Here is a 15,740-nt window from a genome sequence, read left to right as displayed (position 1 = left end):
CACATGAGGTTGGGACTCGCCGGCACCGGCCGGATCGGCACTTCGCACGCCGAGACCTTGAAGAGCTTCGACGAGGTTACGTCCGTGGTCGTCGCCGACGTCGACGCCGCCCGCGCACAGGCCGCCGCGGCGAAACTCGGTGTCGAGGCGGCGGCGGACATCCCTGCGCTGTTCGCGTCCTCTTTGGACGGTCTGGTGATCGCCGCGGCGACGGACGCGCATCCCGAGCTGATCCTCAAGGCCGTGGACGCGGGGATCCCCGTGTTCTGCGAGAAGCCGGTCGCCGCCGACATCCCGGGAACGCTCGCGGTGATCGACAAGATCTCCGGTGCGGACGTCCCGGTGCAGATCGGTTTCCAGCGCCGGTTCGACGCGGGCTACGCGGCCGCCCGCGCGGCGGTGGCCTCGGGCGAGCTCGGCTGGCTGCACACCTTGCGCGCGACCACGCTCGACCCGGCACCCCCGCCCGCCGAGTACGTCGCGCACTCCGGCGGCCTGTTCCGCGACTGCGGCGTGCACGATTTCGACGTCGTCCGGTTCGTGAGCGGCCGCGAGGTCGTCGAGGTCTACGCCGTGGGGACGAACAAGGGCGAGCGCTTCTTCGTCGACGCCGGTGACGTCGACACCGCGGCCGCGACGCTGACACTGGACGACGGAACGCTGGCGGTGGTTTCGCTGACGCGCTACAACGGCGCGGGCTACGACGTCCGGCTGGAGGTGCTCGGCTCGGCGGGCAACGTCGTGGTGGGCCTGGACGACCGGGCGCCGCTGACCTCGGTGGAACCCGGCGTCCAGCCGTTGCCCGGCCCGGCGTACCCCGGGTTCATGGAACGCTTCCGCCCCGCGTACGTCAGCGAGTTGAAGGCTTTCCTCGACGTCGCCGCCGGTCGTGCGCCGAGCCCGTGCGGTGCCGCGGACGCGCTGGAGGCGTTCTACATCGCCGAGGCGTGCGAGGTCTCGCGCCGCGAACGCCGTCCGGTGCGGGTGGACGAGGTCCGCGTCTGAGGCACGGTCGCCGCCGCGAGTCGTCCGCTCAGACACGCGTGTCGTCCCTCCAGTCACGTGTGTCGTCCACCCAGTCACGTGAAACCGCCGATTGCGTAGTCCCTCTAACGGTCCGGAATCTTCACAGGGTTTCTGCCAAGTACATGAAGGGGTCCTTCACTGCGCCTAGCGCAGTGAAGGACCCCTTCATGTACTTGGGAATGTATGAAGATCCGTGCCGAACCCCCGACAGGTTCCTGCCACCGGTCACCGCCGAAGCGCCCCGCTCGCTAGGGTGATCGCGAACGACAGCGACCGAACGGGCGAGGAGAGCGAGAGCGGATGCAGCCGAATCCACCGGGGCCCGGCTTTCCTCAGTACGGTCGGCCGCCGATGCCCAAGCCGCGGGCCAACGCCCCGGCGGCGGTGATCGCCGGTGTCCTGGCGCTGCTCGCCGCCGCCATGCTCGTCTGGTTCGCGCTCTACAACGTCTTCGTCGCCACCGAGGCGAACGGCGGCTTGTCGGCCATCACGGTGCAGAACATGCTCAGCGGCGCTCTCTCCGCTGTCGCGCTGGTGGTCGCGGCGGGATTCACGTTCGCTCGCAGGATTCCCGGCGTGTGGACGCTGTTCGGGTTTTGCGTGTTCTACGTGGTGGCCGTGTTCGTGGGGATGCCGCTCGTCTGGGGAACGCCGTTCAGCAGCCAGGTCAAGTGGCTCTTCAGCTTCGACGACGGCGACAGCACCGCGATGGCGCTGATGATCGTCCTCTGCGTCCTGGCGGCGGTCGCGGCGGCGATCGCCGGCAGCGTGAAGTCCTACGGGAAGAACAGCTAGAGCGCCGAAGGGCAAATGTGTCTTGCCGGGAGTGTCCGGGACCAGGGCGCGCCGGGTCGTGAGTGTTTCGGGTCGTTCTAACGACCCAAAACACTCACGAGGCGACACCTGCGACCGAACCGCCGCTCCCCGTGGCCGACCGGGGACGAAGGCTCCTTTCGCCGCATCAGACTCGGCGAAGGGAGCCTTCAGCCCACACCACTCCGCTAGTGCCCACTGACGCGGGTTGGATCAGCCGCAGCCGCGCTCCGCGTAGGTACTTAAGACACCCTTGGCTCTGACGACCCGAAACACTCACGACCACCCGGCGGCAGAGTCGCGAAAGCCACCTTCGGGACGTCAGGCGTCGCGGAAGTGGCTTTCGCGAACTGCCGTGGCGTCACGACACGTTTGCCCTGCCCCTCGCTAGAGCTCGTCCAGGATCAGCTTCGCGCGTTCTTCGACTAGCCGGTAGCCGGAGCGCGCGGCGAGTTCGAGGGCCAGTTCGCCGTGCGTGCGGGCTTCGGTGAGCTTTCCCAGTTTCAGCAGGGTTTCCGCGAGCCCGGTCCGCGCGGCGGCCTCACACCAGAAGAAACTGGTCGTCCGCGCGATGGACAACGCGAGCCGATAGTGCTCGGCCGCCTCCTCGGGCAGGCCGAGCCGCAGGCAGACTTCGCCGAGCCCGACGAGCGTCCAGGCCTCGGTGCCCCGGTCGCCGATCTTGCGGGTGAGTTCGACGGCTTCGAGCGCGTCCGTGCGGTTCTGCTCGCTCGGGTCGCGCCTGCTTTCGAGCACGGCCCTGCCGGACAGGGCCGTCGCCTCGCCGTAGGTGTAGCCCAGTTCGCGGTTGGCCGCGAGCGCGCGGGTGTAGAAGTCGTAGGCGTCGTCGGGAAGGCCGAGGTCACGGTGCACGTTGCCGAGGTCGACCAGCAGCACCGCGACACTGAACCGCGCGCCGTCCCGTTCGGAGACCGCCAGCGCGCGGGTGAAGTTGGCGAGCGCTTCGTCGAGCTGACCCGTCTGCCAGTACGGGAAACCGAGGTTCGCCAGCGCCATCGAGACGGCGGGCATGTTCAGTTCTTCGCACAGCCGCAGGGATTCCAGCCCGCAGCGGATCGCTTCCTGCGGGTCGCCGAGACGCTGGTGCACCGCGCTCAGGTTGTTGAGCACGGCCGCGCGGCCGGCGTCCCAGCCGTCGAGGAGGTCGCCACGCAGAGCGCTGGTGAGGTGTTCGCGCGCTTCGTCGTAGCGGCCGCTGTTGACGCAGGCGAGCGCGATGCTCAGGTGCATCGCCGCTTGCGCCTGTCCGGCTTCGCTGCGGCGGGCGGCCTTGAGCGCCGTCGACGCGGTGTCGATCCATTCCGCGTGATGACCGCGCTGGTGGAAGAAGGCGCGGAGCGCGTCGGCGAGATGCCACGAGAACTCGGGCGGGCCGTGTTCGGCGCTGTGCTCGACGGCGGCGGCGAGGTTCGGCCACTCGGCGTCGAGCCACGCCAGCGCCTCGTCGGTGTCGGCGAACGGTGCGTCCGCCGGTTCTTCGCGTGGCAGGCGCAGGAAATGCGGGATGAGGGCGCGGCCCGCGGCGTCGGCCGTGGTCAGGTAGCTCTCGAAGAGCCGTCTCTCCGCGGCCTCGCGTTCGGCCTTCGTGTCCTCCGACAGGGTGCGGCCCGCCGCGAAACTGCGGAGAAGATCGTGGAACCGGTAGCGCCCCGGCGTGTAGCGCTCGACCAGGTGCGCCGCCGCGAGCGCTTTGAGCTGCTGATTCGCCTTCGAGCGGGGGACGCCGGTCAGCGCCTGGGCGGCGGGGGCGGTGAACGTCTGGCCGGGAACGAGCGCGAGACGGCGGAACAGTTCGCGGTGCTCCTCGGGAAGCGCCCGGTAGGAGACGCCGAACGCCGTGGTCACGGCACTTTCCTCGGCGCCGTCGACGGTCAGCTCCGCCAGTGGGTCGCCCCCCGCCAGCTCGCGGGCGAGTTCGGCGATCTCGGGTTCGCCGCTGGCGCCGAGGTTGGCCGCCGCGATCCGGAGGGCGAGCGGGAGATGCCCGCACAGCCGGGCCAGTTCCGCGGCCGCGCCTTCCTCGGCGGCGACGGTCTCGCTGCCGAGCACGGCTTCCAGCAGATGCCGCGCGTCCTCGGCGGGCAGCACCGACAGCGGGAGTGCGCGGGCGCCGGTGCGGGCGATGAGGTCGCCGAGCCGTTGGCGGCTGGTGACCAGGACGGTGCCCGACGGCGGCAGCAGCGGCAGCACCTGTCCGCTGTCGCGCACGTTGTCCAGCACCAGAAGCACCCGCCGGTCGGCGAGGAGGGAACGGAGCAACGCGGCTCGCGTGTCGATGTCCGGCGGGATCGCCTTGGGCGCGGTGCCGAGTGCCTGCAGGAGCTGGGTGAGCGCGACGGCCGGAGTGAGCGGTTCGTGGTCGGGATCGAAACCGCGCAGGTCGAGATAGAGCTGGCCGTCGGGGAACGCGTCGCGGACGCGGTGCGCCCAGCGGACCGCGAGCGCGGTCTTGCCCACTCCGGCGGTCCCGCTGATGACCCAGATATCGGTGCCTCCGCCCGCATGGGCCGCCTCGTCGAGCCGCTCCAGCTCGGCCGCCCGTCCGGCGAAGCCCCGGACGTCGTGTGGCAGCTGCGCCGGGCGGACCGCTTCGGGCCTGGTCGCGGGTTCGAGCGCGGGATCGGCGGCGAGGATGGCGGCTTCCAGCCGTCGCAGCTCGGGGGAGGGATCGAGGCCCAGCTCGGTACCGAGCCGGTCCCGCAGAGAACGGAAGGCGTCGAGGGCGTCGTCGGTCCGGCCTTCGCGGTGCAGCGCGAGCATGAGCTGCCCGACGAACCGTTGCCGCAGCGGATGTGCGGCGACCAGTTCGGTCAGCTCCGCGAGGACCTGCCTGCCGCGGCCGAGCCGCAGCTGCGCTTCGGCGCGATCCTCCAACGCCGTCCAGCGTGCCTCGTGCAGGCCGCCGCGGAGCCGTTGCGCGACCTCTCCGCTCACCACGTCGGACAACGCCTCGCCGCGCCACAGGCCGAGGGCCTCGTCCAGGAGTTCCACGGCCGTCTCGTCGTCGGCGTCGCGGGCTTGCGCCGTCAGCTCGGTGAAGCGGTGCAGGTCGACCTGGCGCGCGTCGACCTTGAGCAGGTACCGGGTGCCCTCGGAGACGATCTCCGGCCCGCCCGCGCCGCGGAACACCGCACGCAGCCTGGACACCAGCGCTTGCACGGTGTTCCGCGCGCTGGCGGGCGGTTCTTCGGGCCAGAGCAGGTCGATGATCCGGTCGCGCGGCACCGGCTTGCCCGCCTCCAGCAGCAGGACCGCCAGTACGAGTCGTTGTTTGGGCGAGCCGAGATCGACCGGAACGCCACCGGCCCACGCCTCGACGGCGCCGAGGACGCGGAACTCCACCCGGCCACCTCCGCTCACCCTCGTCAGAGCCTGCAAGCGTAGTGCAAGCGCCCTGCATCCGGACGGCGTGATCCTTGCCAGGTGTCCACCGAGGACCCGTCGCCGGAACCGTGCCCAACCAACCAGACGGGCAGGACCCCCCATTCGGTTCCGGTACGACGGTGGGCACCTTCAACTTGCACAGGCACCGCCATCTGACGGCGGTGGGGGTTGGGGGTAGTGCCAGCTCGACGTCTTCCCCCGTGTCGTCGAACTGGCGCTTCTTCTTGACTGGGGCTGGGGTTTTCCGTGAAGGCCCCCTTGAGGGATCCAGAGTCCCTCAAGGGGGCCTTCACGTCTTTCCACGTGATCACTTGACAGGGGCGGACGTCTGCCTGCACCCTTTCACTACTTAATTAGTGAAAGGGTGTTGCCAGTGGTCACCTTCCACCTGGACAAGGGCTCGGGCGTCGCGACGTACGTCCAGCTCGTCCAGCAGGTCAAGAACGCCCTGCGCCTGGGGTTGCTGGAGCCGGGGGACCGGCTGCCGACGGCCAAGGAGGTGGTCGCCGAGCTGGCGATCAACCCCAACACCGTCCTCAAGGCCTATCGCGAGCTGGAGCGCGAAGGGCTCGTCGAAGGGAAGCCGGGTCTCGGCACCTTCGTTCAGAAGACGCTCGGAGGCGCTTCGTTCGCGGAGCGCACGCGGTTGCGGAAAAGCCTGGGGGCTTGGGTCCGCGACGCGCGGGAATCGGGGCTGGATCAGGAAGACGTCGAGGCGCTGTTCACCTCAGTGGTGGTCGACGGCTTTCGAGGGGAGCGAACCGCGTGACTGAGAAACCCGTCCTCGAGGCGACCGGCCTCGCCAAGCGCTATCGCCGCAAGTGGGCGCTGCGCGACTGCTCCCTCTCCGTCCCGAAAGGACGCGTCGTCGCGCTGGTCGGGCCCAACGGCGCCGGCAAGACGACCTTCCTCCACCTGGCCGTCGGGCTCCTCGACGCGACGCTCGGCTCGGTCGCGATCCAGGGAACGGCCGCCTTCCTCGCCCAGGACAAGCCGTTGTACCCGGGCTTCAGCATCGCCGAGATGCTCAAGTTCGGCAGGCGCCTCAATCCGGGCTGGGACGACGAGTTCGCGCTCAAGCGCGTCGATTCGCTCGGGCTCGCCCTCAACCACAAGGTCGGCAAGTTGTCCGGCGGGCAGCGCGCGCAGGTCGCCCTCACCCTCGCGCTCGCGAAACGCCCGGATCTGCTGGTACTCGACGAGCCGCTCGCGAACCTCGACCCGCTGGCCCGCCACGAGGTCATGCGCGGGCTGATGGAGGCGGTCGCCGAAACCGGCATGACCGTGCTGCTCTCGTCGCACGTCGTCTCCGATCTGGAGAACACCTGCGACTGGCTGATCGTCCTCAACGGCGGCCGCGTCCAGGTCAGCGGCGACATCGACGAACTCGTCGCCGGGCACCGCACCCTCACCGGGCCGGTGGAGGAGGCCGACGCGCTGGCCAGGCGGGTCACCGTCGTGGACGAGGCCCGCGCGGGCAGGCAGGCGACCGTCTTCGCCCGCACCGAACCGGTTCCGCTGGGTCCACAGTGGAGCGAGCGGCCGGCGAACCTCGAAGAACTGGTGCTGGCGTACCTGCGGCGGCCCGAATCCGCGAGCCTGCCTCGCCCGACACTGGCTTCGGCGTAAGGGGAACGATGTTCTGGGTCACCTATCGCCAGCACCGGATGCAGCTGCTGATCACCGCGGGCCTGCTCGTCGCCGTCGGGATCCTGTTGCTGGTCAACGGGAACGCCGCCGCGGACAGCCCGGATCCGGCGAAGCTCTTCAAGGATCTGTATACCTATCTCTCCTGGCTCCAGGTCGTCCCGGTGGCGATCGGTGTCTTCTGGGGTGCGCCGCTCGTCGCGGCCGAATACGAACGCGGCACGACGAAACTCGCCTGGACCCAGTCGATCTCGCGGTTCCGCTGGCTCGGCGTGAAGCTGGGGTTCCTCGCCGTTCTCGCCACCCTCGGTGGGCTCGCGTTCGGCGCGATGATGCAGCGCTGGGTGGCGGCCTTTCCCGCCGACCGCGGCGACACCGCCTTCACCAGCCGGTTCGACAACCCGGTCCTGTTCACGATGACCGGCGTCGCACCCGGCGCGTGGTGGCTCTTCGGGTTCGTGCTCGGCACCGCCGCGGGCGCGCTCATCCGCAAGACCCTGCCCGCCATCGCCGTCACCATCGCGGTGGCGGTGGGCCTGATGATCGGCCTGAGCAACGTCCGTGACGGCTACGCGGAACCCGAACTCGTCCCGCTCGGCAAAGAGCCCGTCGGCCGGGTCGTGGAGATGATCAGGGACGCCGCCGGGGAGATCACCGCGCTCAAGGTCCTGCCGCAGGACTGGTACTGGCGCTTCCAATGGACCGAAGCCGCGATCCTGACGGGGTTCTCGCTGCTGCTCGCCGTCGCCGCGACCTTCGCTGTCCGGCGCCGCTCTTAGAAAGAGGTAAGTCAAACATGGCGTGATGGAGTTGGTGGCGAGAGCGTGCTCACCACGGAGACCTGGCGCGCTCTTGACTGTCCACAAGGGACACATTCAAAGGCAAAATGCCCGATTTGGCCGCTTTGCGCAGGGGTCGTGAGTGATTTGGGTGGTTCTAACCCTCATTAGCGCTCACGACCCCGTCCAGAAACGGACATGAAGGTATCAATTGGACGCCCGATTGCCGCGATATGTCCCTTGTGGACACTCGGGATCAGGCCTGTCCGCATCGCCAGTCCAGACTCACGTCGCATGGGCTTTCTTTTCGTCTGAAGCTGGCGAAGAACGTCTAGCGACTTGGTCGTCGGCTGGGCTGAAGGGGGCTTTCGCTGCGTCTGATGCGGTGATGGGCCCCTTCGCGTGACTGCACGGACGACACGCGTGATCAGACGGACGACACGCCATCTTTGCCTTACCCCTCAAGAGAAAGGCACCTCTCGTTGCTTTGGCTCACCTGGCGGCAGCACCGCACCCAGCTGCTCGTCACCCTCGGGTTCCTGGCCGTGCTCGGCGGGATCCTGCTCGTGTCCGGCCAAGCCGCCCTCGGCGCCGCGAGCGGCAAGATCGCCTCGTATTGCTACGGCGGCGGCGTGCCCTGCCGCGAGTACGACGCGGGGCTGGAAGACCTTTACCAGAAGATCTACCCGCTGATCGTGATCCTGCCGTTCGTCCCGTTGCTGGCCGGTGTCTTCTGGGGTGCGCCGTTGCTAGCCAGGGAGTACGAACGCGGCACGTATCAGCTCGTCTGGACGCAGTCGGTGAGCCGCGGCCGCTGGCTGGCCGCCAAGTTCGGCGTCCTCGCGGCGGCCGCGGCGCTCGCCGGGCTCGTTTCGGGACAGATGTTCGGCCGGTGGCTGGAGATCTTCCCCGGTAAGGCGGAGACGCTGAACGAGACGTCGTACTTCGGTGCCGTCGGCATCGCGCCCGCCGCGTGGTGGTCGTTCGCGTTCGTCCTCGGTGCCGCGGCCGGGGTCCTGGCGCGCAAGACCGTGCCGGCCATCGCGATCACGGCCGCGGTGTTCGTGGCGGCCTCGATCACCCTGATGCTCTTGCGGCCGCACTACGCCGAGCCGGTCCGGACGGTCGGCGTCGATCCCTCCGCAAAGGACGGATTGATCGTGCGGGCGGGCCGGGTCGCGCCGGACGGCCGGGAGCTGAGCCTGCTCGACGAGGTGCCCGAATGCCCTCGCGGCAAGGGCATGAACACCTGTGTCGAAGCGGCGGGCTACCGCGACTTCACCGTCTACCAGCCCGCCGGCCGGTTCTGGCGGTTCCAGTGGACCGAGGCGGGCATCCTGCTCGCCGCGACCGTGGTGCTCGGGGGTGTCGCGGCAGGGGGCACGGTCCGCCGCCGCTGAGTGCGGCGGCGGACCGGCTTCCTCAGTCCAACTGCAGTTCGGGCCGGTACAGGTCGAACCAGTGGTAGAGGTCCAGCGCCCGGTCGATCCCGGAGCGCTGGGCCGAGGACATCGTCACCGGGTCCACTTCGGACACCCGGTGCAGCCAGTCGCGGTCGACCAGCTCGAACACCGGGTTGTCCCGTTCGGTCAGGGCCTCCTTGGCCTGCTGCTGCAACGCCGCCGCGTAGCCGGGGTCCTGAGTGGACGGGTACGGGCTCTTGACCCGGTCCCGCACGGACGTCGGGAGCACGTGTTCGGTCGCGTGGCGCAGCAGGCTTTTCTCCCTGCCGTCGAACGTCTTCAGCGACCAAGGCGTGTTGTAGACGTACTCGACGAGGCGGTGGTCGCAGAACGGCACGCGCACTTCGAGCCCGACCGCCATCGACGCCCGGTCCTTGCGGTCCAGCAGCATCCGCACGAACCGGCTCAGGTGCAGGTTGCAGACCGTGCGCATCTTGCGGTCCTGCTCGCTTTCGCCGTCGAGGTGCTCGACCTGGGCGACGGCGGTGGCGTACTGGTCGGCGATGTAGCCGGGCAGGTCCAGCTTCTCCTGGACCTCGCCGCGCAGGAGGGCGCCCCGCTCACTGGTGAGCCCCATCCGGAAGGCGAGCCAGGGGAACGTCCCCGAGTTCACCGCGGCCTCGTCGTGGAACCAGCGATATCCGCCGAAGACCTCGTCGGCGGATTCGCCGGACAGCGCCACCGTCGACTCCGCGCGGATCGCCTTGAACAGCAGGTACAGCGACGTGTCCATGTCACCGAGCCCGGCCGGGATGTCCCGCGCGGCCAGCACCTTGCGGCGGACCTCCGGGTCGCTGAGCTCGGCCGGGTTCAGCACGACGTCCTTGTGGTCGGAGCCGACCAGCTGCGCGACGTCGCGGATGAAGGGCGAGTCCGGGGTGTCGCGCACCTCGTCCGGTTTGAAGTTCTCCTCCTGCCCCTGGAAATCGACGGAGAACGTGCGCAGCCGCTCGCCCTGTTCGGCCAGCCGTGCCGCGGCGAGACCGGTGACGGCGCTGGAGTCGAGCCCGCCCGAGAGCAGGACGCAGCGGGGCACGTCGGCGATCAGCTGACGGTGCACGATATCCGTCATCAGCTCGCGCACCCGCTCGACCGTGGTCTCCTGGTCGTCCGTGTGCTGCTTCGCGTCGAGCTTCCAGTACGTCCGCGTGCGGATCCCGGAGCGGTCGACCGTGACGATCGTGCCCGGGCCGACCTCGTGCATGCCCTTCCACAGCGACCAGCCGGGGGTCTTGGTCATGGCCATCAGTTCGCGCAGGCCGTCGGTGTCGACCACCTTGCGCGCCAAGGGATTCGCGAGGATCGCCTTCGGCTCGGAACCGAAGAGGACGCCGTCCGGGGTCGGGTAGTAGTAGAACGGCTTGATGCCCATGCGGTCGCGGATCATCACGAGTTTCTCGTCGCGCTCGTCCCAGATCGCGAAGGCGTACATGCCGTTGAGGTGGTCGACGACCTCGTCGCCCCACTCGAGGTAGCCGTGGAGCACGACCTCGGTGTCGCTGTCGGTCTCGAACTTGTGGCCACGCTTGAGAAGATCCTCGCGCAGCTCGGTGAAGTTGTACGCCTCACCGCTGTAGACCATCGCGGCCAGCCCGGCCTCGGCCATCGGCTGCCTGCCGCCCGGCAGGTCGATGATCGCCAGCCGCCGGTGGCCCAGCGCGACGTTCGGCCGGACCCAGGTGCCCGAGTCGTCCGGTCCGCGGCACGCCATCGTCTCGGTCATCGCGTCGACGACCTCGCGACGCTGTGTCAGGTCCGTGCCATAGGAGACCCACCCTGCGATTCCGCACATCGCTACCTCCCGGTGATTAGTTAGCGCATACAACTATCCGTAACACTGGTGTAACACGGTTCGCGCGGCTTGTCTGCCCGAATTGCACGCTCCGTCCGCAGTGCGTCACGGTCTGTGGGGCACGTCACCAGGCGTCAAGAAGTCGTAAAGGCACCCGATCGGGGCATCAAGAGGCCGTCAGGCCTCAACCGAATGCGGCTTGACCTGGCGCAGTGTTGCGGAGTCCTGGTCGCCGATGGGGTGACCTGTCCTGAGAGGTGCCTAGTGGCCGACTTGCTCTACGCCGTGCTCCTGATCGGCGTATTCGTGGTTCTCGCCCTGACCCTTCGCGGTCTGGAAAAGCTGTGACCGGCACGGGAACCGTGGCCAACGTCGTCGGCGGACTGCTGGCGCTGGGGCTGATCGTCTATTTGTTCATCGCACTGGTCAGGCCGGAGAAATTCTGATGTCAGACACCGCGGCCGGCCTCCTGCAGGCCGGCCTTTTACTCGTCGCGCTCGCCGTGGTCTACCGGCCACTGGGTGACTACATGGCGCGCGTCTTCTCGACCGAGAAGCACACCAAGGCCGAACGCGGCCTGTACCGCCTCTTCCGGGTGAACCCCGGATCGGAACAGCACTGGAAGACCTACGCGTCCGCCGTGATCGGCTTCTCGTTCGTCTCCGTCGTTCTTCTGTACCTGCTTCAACGGCTTCAGGCGATCCTGCCGTGGAGCCTCGGCAAGGAACCGGTCTCGCCGGCGGTCGCCTTCAACACCGCCGTCAGCTTCGTGACCAACACGAACTGGCAGTCCTACAGCCCCGAAGCGACCATGGGTCACTTCGTGCAGATGGCCGGCCTGACCGTGCAGAACTTCCTGTCCGCCGCCGTCGGGCTCGCGGTCGCCATCGCGGTGGTCCGCGGCTTCGTCCGCTCGAAGACCGACCGACTCGGCAACTTCTGGGTGGACCTGACGCGCGGCACGATCCGGATCCTGCTGCCGATCGCGTTCGTGGCGGCGATCGCGCTGATCGCGCTCGGCGTCGTGCAGAGCCTCAAGAGCGGCGTCGACGTCCTCAACCCGGACGGCAGCACGAGCAAGATCGCCCTCGCCCCCGCCGCGAGCCAGGAAGCCATCAAGGAGCTCGGCACCAACGGCGGCGGCATCTTCAACGCCAACTCGTCGCACCCGTTCGAGAACCCGAACGCCTGGACCAACCTGATCGAGATCTTCCTGATCCTGGTCATCCCGGTGTCGCTGACCCGCACGTTCGGCAAACTCGTCGGCAACACCAAGCAGGGCTACGTGCTGCTTTCGGTGATGGCCGGGCTGTGGACCGCGATGCTCGCGGTGACCTGGCTGGCCGAAGCCAACGCGAGCGGCCCCGCGTCGCTGGCCGCCGGGGCGAACCTGGAGGGCAAGGAACAGCGCTTCGGCATCGGCCTCAGTTCGCTGTTCGCCAACAGCACCACCGGCACGTCCACCGGCGCCGTCAACAGCATGCACGACAGCTACAGCGGACTCGGCGGCGGCGGAACGCTGCTCAACATGCTGCTCGGCGAGATCTCGCCGGGCGGGGTCGGCACCGGTCTCTACGGCATCCTCGTGATGGCCGTGATCGCGATGTTCCTCGCCGGGCTGATGGTCGGCCGGACACCGGAATACCTGGGGAAGAAGCTCGGCAAACGCGAGGTCACCTGCGCGGCGGTCTCCATGCTCGCCATGCCGACGGTGGTGCTGCTCGGCGCCGGGATCGCGCTGATGAACCCCGGCAACCTGGCCGCGTTGAACAACCCCGGCGCCCACGGCCTTTCCGAGGTGCTCTACGCCTACGCGTCGGCGGGCAACAACAACGGCAGCGCGTTCGCCGGGATCACCGTCACCAACGACTGGTTCCAGTCCTCGCTCGGCGTCGCCATGCTGCTCGGCCGGTTCATTCCGATCCTCGCCGTGCTGTGCCTGGCCGGATCCCTGGCCTCCCAGCGGAAGGTTCCGGAGACCGCCGGCACGCTGCCCACCACCGGGCCGCTGTTCGGCACGATGCTCGCGGGCACGATCGTGCTCGTCGCGGCCCTCACCTTCATCCCGGCGCTCGCGCTCGGGCCCATCGCAGAGGCACTCGCATGACCGTCACACAAGAACGCACCCCCGAAGAAACAACGCAGCACCACGTGGAGAACACCGGCCGGGTCGGCGCGGGGATCTTCAGCCCGCGCCAATTGCTGACCTCGCTCCCGGAGGCGCTGCGCAAGCTCAACCCCAAGCACCAGCTCGGCAACCCGGTCATGTTCGTGGTGTGGATCGGCTCGGCGCTGACCACGGTCTTCGCGATCACCGACCCGAGCGTGTTCACCATCCTCATCACGATCTGGCTGTGGTTCACCGTCCTGTTCGCGAACCTCGCCGAGGCCGTCGCGGAGGGCAGGGGCAAGGCACAGGCGGAAACCCTGCGCCGCAGCAAGAAGGAGACCGTCGCGCGCCGTCTCACCGAGGACGGCGACGAGGAGACCGTGCCGGGTGCCGACCTGCGCGTCGGCGACCTGGTGGTCGTCGAGGCCGGGCAGGTCATCCCGGGTGACGGCGACGTCGTCGAGGGCATCGCGACCGTCGACGAATCGGCCATCACCGGCGAATCGGCCCCGGTCATCCGCGAATCGGGCGGCGACCGGTGCGCGGTCACCGGCGGCACCACGGTGCTTTCGGACCGCGTCGTCGTGAAGATCACCACCAAACCCGGCGAGTCCTTTGTGGACCGCATGATCGCCTTGGTGGAGGGCGCTTCCCGGCAGAAGACACCGAACGAGATCGCGCTGACGATCCTGCTCTCCACGCTCACGATCATCTTCCTGCTCGCCGTCGTGGCGCTGCAGCCGATGGCGGGCTACTCGGGCAGCCAGCAGTCCGTGATCGTGCTGACCGCGTTGCTGGTCTGCCTGATCCCGACGACGATCGGCGCGCTGCTGTCCGCGATCGGCATCGCGGGGATGGACCGGCTGGTGCAGCGCAACGTCCTCGCCACGAGCGGTCGCGCGGTGGAGGCCGCCGGCGACGTCTCGACGCTCTTGCTGGACAAGACCGGCACGATCACCTTCGGCAACCGCAAGGCCACCGAGCTGATCCCGGTCGGCGAGTCCACAATGGACGACATCGCCAAGGCCGCCCGGCTCTCCAGCCTCGCCGACGGCACGCCGGAAGGCCGCAGCATCGTCGAACTCGTCGCGAGGGAGCACGGGCTCGCGGAGACCGCGTCCGCCGAGGAGAAGCTCGCGGACTTCGTCGAGTTCACCGCGCAGACCCGGATGAGCGGCATCGACATCGGCGGACGGCAGGTCCGCAAGGGCGCCACCGCGGCCGTCCGTGACTGGGTCCGCGAGCGCGGCGGCGACATGCCGGACGAGACCGAAAGCGTCGTCGACGAGATCAGCCAGCAGGGCGGGACCCCGCTGGTGGTCGCGGAGTACGACGGCGCGAAAGCGTTCGTGCGCGGCGTGATCCGGCTGTCCGATGTGGTCAAACCCGGGATGAAGGAGCGGTTCGTCCAGCTCCGCTCGATGGGGATCAAGACCGTCATGATCACCGGGGACAACCCGCTGACCGCCAAGGCCATCGCACAGGACGCGGGCGTCGACGATTACCTCGCCGAGGCCAAGCCCGAAGACAAGATGGCGCTCATCAAGAAGGAGCAGGAGGGCGGGCGGCTGGTCGCGATGACCGGCGACGGCACCAACGACGCCCCCGCGCTCGCGCAGTCCGACGTCGGCGTCGCGATGAACACCGGGACCTCCGCCGCCAAGGAGGCGGGGAACATGGTGGACCTCGACTCCGACCCGACGAAGCTGATCGAGATCGTGGAGATCGGCAAACAGCTGCTGATCACCCGCGGCGCGCTGACCACCTTCAGCGTCGCCAACGACCTCGCGAAGTACTTCGCCATCCTGCCCGCGATGTTCACCGGCATCTTCGCCCAGCTCGGCGCGCTCAACATCATGCAGCTCGCGACGCCGAAGTCGGCGATCCTGTCGGCGGTCATCTTCAACGCCCTGATCATCGTCGGGCTGATCCCGCTCGCCCTGCGCGGCGTCCGGTACAAACCGTCCTCGGCCTCGGCGCTGCTGCGCCGGAACCTGCTGGTCTACGGCCTCGGCGGCATCGTCAGCCCGTTCCTCGGGATCTGGCTGATCGATCTGCTCGTCCGTCTCATCCCTGGAATCGGGTAACGCCATGAACGCATTGCTCAAGCAGACCGCCGCCGGGCTGCGTGTCCTGCTCGTCTTCACCGTCCTGCTGGGCGTGGTCTACCCGCTGGGCGTGTGGGCGGTCTCCCGGATCCCCGGCCTCGAAGGCACCGCCGAGGGCTCGATCATCACGCGGGACGGGCAAGCCGTCGGCTCGTCCCTGATCGGCGTCGACCCGGTCGCGGCGGACCCGGCCAAGGACCCGTGGTTCCACAACCGCCCGTCCGCGGGATCGAAGGACGTCCTCGGCCCCGGCGACCCGTCCTCGTCCGGCGCGTCGAACAAGGGCCCGTACAACGAGGACCTGGTCGCCGCCATCGGCGAACGCAAGAAGCTGATCGCCGCCCGTGAGGGTGTCCAGGAGTCGCAGGTGCCCGCCGACGCGGTGACGGCGTCGAGCTCAGGGATGGATCCTGCGATCAGCGTCGCCTACGCCGACCTCCAGATCGCGCGTGTGGCCAGGAACACGGGCCTGCCAGAGGAGAAGGTCCGGCAGCTCGTCGCGGAGAACACGAGCGGTGCCGGGATCGGTGTGCCGGGCGTCAATGTGCTGAAGGTCAACTTGGCCGTGCGCGACGCGGCCGGAGGAGCACACTGACA

12 protein-coding genes are annotated in these 15,740 nt (G+C 68.7%); 10 read left to right on the top strand and 2 right to left on the bottom strand.

Going from position 1 to position 15,740, the window contains the following annotated elements; genetic code table 11:
- Nucleotides 1–3 precede the first annotated feature (3 nt).
- Both AORI_RS70965 and AORI_RS70960 read left to right on the top strand, forming a co-directional pair.
- Nucleotides 4–1,005 (top strand): Gfo/Idh/MocA family protein, encoded by a 1,002-nt coding sequence (locus AORI_RS70965; RefSeq protein ID WP_016336298.1) that lies wholly within the window; start codon nt 4–6, stop codon nt 1,003–1,005.
- Between the two features lie 372 nt (nt 1,006–1,377).
- Nucleotides 1,378–1,821 carry a hypothetical protein gene (locus tag AORI_RS70960; RefSeq protein WP_016336297.1) on the top strand — a complete coding sequence of 148 codons (444 nt, stop codon included), beginning with the start codon at nt 1,378–1,380 and terminating at the stop codon, nt 1,819–1,821.
- 405 nt (nt 1,822–2,226) lie between these two features.
- Here AORI_RS70960 and AORI_RS70955 read toward each other — a convergent pair whose 3' ends face one another.
- A complete protein-coding gene (locus AORI_RS70955) occupies nt 2,227–5,202 on the bottom strand; it encodes an AfsR/SARP family transcriptional regulator (RefSeq protein WP_016336296.1) in 2,976 nt (991 codons plus the stop codon).
- 415 nt (nt 5,203–5,617) lie between these two features.
- On the opposite strand from AORI_RS70955, the gene AORI_RS70950 reads away from it, so the two are divergent.
- From AORI_RS70950 to AORI_RS70935, 4 genes are all read left to right on the top strand, one after another.
- The gene (locus tag AORI_RS70950) at nt 5,618–6,013 is read left to right on the top strand and encodes a GntR family transcriptional regulator (RefSeq protein ID WP_016336295.1); all 396 of its coding nucleotides are present in this window, start codon (nt 5,618–5,620) and stop codon (nt 6,011–6,013) included.
- A complete protein-coding gene (locus tag AORI_RS70945) occupies nt 6,010–6,873 on the top strand; it encodes an ABC transporter ATP-binding protein (RefSeq protein ID WP_016336294.1) in 864 nt (287 codons plus the stop codon). Before AORI_RS70950 ends, AORI_RS70945 begins: the two co-directional genes overlap by 4 nt.
- A gap of 8 nt (nt 6,874–6,881) precedes the next feature.
- Complete coding sequence (locus tag AORI_RS70940) at nt 6,882–7,670, top strand: ABC transporter permease (protein WP_016336293.1); 789 nt, start codon at nt 6,882–6,884, stop codon at nt 7,668–7,670.
- A 482-nt stretch (nt 7,671–8,152) separates the two neighbouring features.
- On the top strand, nt 8,153–9,070 hold the full coding sequence (locus AORI_RS70935) for an ABC transporter permease subunit (protein WP_016336292.1): 918 nt from the start codon (nt 8,153–8,155) through the stop codon (nt 9,068–9,070).
- A 22-nt stretch (nt 9,071–9,092) separates the two neighbouring features.
- On the opposite strand, the gene asnB is transcribed toward AORI_RS70935, so the two are convergent.
- Nucleotides 9,093–10,925, bottom strand: a complete 1,833-nt coding sequence (gene asnB / locus AORI_RS70930; RefSeq protein ID WP_016336291.1) for an asparagine synthase (glutamine-hydrolyzing) — start codon at nt 10,923–10,925, stop codon at nt 9,093–9,095.
- A gap of 344 nt (nt 10,926–11,269) precedes the next feature.
- Between asnB and kdpF the strand changes: the two genes are divergently transcribed.
- The 4 genes from kdpF to AORI_RS70910 are packed head-to-tail and all read left to right on the top strand — an operon-like array spanning nt 11,270 to nt 15,738.
- Nucleotides 11,270–11,371 (top strand): K(+)-transporting ATPase subunit F, encoded by a 102-nt coding sequence (gene kdpF, locus AORI_RS70925; RefSeq protein ID WP_020630647.1) that lies wholly within the window; start codon nt 11,270–11,272, stop codon nt 11,369–11,371.
- Nucleotides 11,371–13,032 carry a potassium-transporting ATPase subunit KdpA gene (kdpA, locus tag AORI_RS70920; RefSeq protein WP_016336290.1) on the top strand — a complete coding sequence of 554 codons (1,662 nt, stop codon included), beginning with the start codon at nt 11,371–11,373 and terminating at the stop codon, nt 13,030–13,032. Before kdpF ends, kdpA begins: the two co-directional genes overlap by 1 nt.
- Nucleotides 13,029–15,122, top strand: a complete 2,094-nt coding sequence (gene kdpB / locus AORI_RS70915) for a potassium-transporting ATPase subunit KdpB (protein ID WP_043848307.1) — start codon at nt 13,029–13,031, stop codon at nt 15,120–15,122. The genes kdpA and kdpB overlap by 4 nt, the downstream gene beginning before the upstream one ends.
- A 4-nt stretch (nt 15,123–15,126) precedes the next feature.
- Nucleotides 15,127–15,738, top strand: a complete 612-nt coding sequence (locus AORI_RS70910) for a potassium-transporting ATPase subunit C (protein WP_016336288.1) — start codon at nt 15,127–15,129, stop codon at nt 15,736–15,738.
- The last annotated feature ends 2 nt before the right edge of the window (nt 15,739–15,740 follow it).

Source organism: Amycolatopsis keratiniphila (assembly GCF_000400635.2).
Classification (GTDB): Bacteria; Actinomycetota; Actinomycetes; order Mycobacteriales; family Pseudonocardiaceae; genus Amycolatopsis; species Amycolatopsis keratiniphila.
Note: the sequence above shows the minus strand (reverse complement) of the source record. Positions and strands in the feature narration are given on the sequence as shown.